At 72.1% G+C, this 448-nt stretch carries 1 protein-coding gene; it reads left to right on the forward strand.

Annotation, left to right across the window (positions count from 1 at the left end; translation table 11 throughout):
- On the forward strand, window positions 1–448 hold a 448-nt coding region (locus CCN51_RS58940), incomplete at both ends, for a KdsC family phosphatase (protein WP_245881896.1).

Below are 448 nucleotides of genomic sequence, written 5' to 3' on the forward strand. Positions count from 1 at the left end.
CGACCTGGCGCGGGCCCGCGCGCTCGCGCCGCTCCTGGACGCCCCGCGCCCCGGTGCGCTCCCCACCCGCGATGACATCGACGCGGTGGTACTCGACTTCGACGGCACCCAGACGGACGACAAGGTGCTGATCGACTCCGATGGACGCGAACTCGTCGCCGTGCACCGCGGCGACGGGCTCGGGATCGCCGCCCTGCGCCGCGCTGAGCTGGCGCTGCTGATCCTGTCCACGGAGCAGAACCCGGTCGTTGCCGCACGCGCCCGCAAGCTGCGGGTCCCCGTGCTGCACGGCATCGACCGGAAAGACCTCGCACTGAAGCAGTGGTGCGAGGAGCAGGGCATCGCGCCGGAGCGCGTGCTCTATGTCGGCAACGACGTCAACGACCTCCCGTGTTTCGGCCTCGTCGGCTGGCCCGTGGCGGTCGCAGGTGCGCACGACGTCGTGCGC

The sequence above is a fragment of the Streptomyces milbemycinicus genome, from assembly GCF_002154605.1.
Classification (GTDB): Bacteria; Actinomycetota; Actinomycetes; order Streptomycetales; family Streptomycetaceae; genus Streptomyces; species Streptomyces milbemycinicus.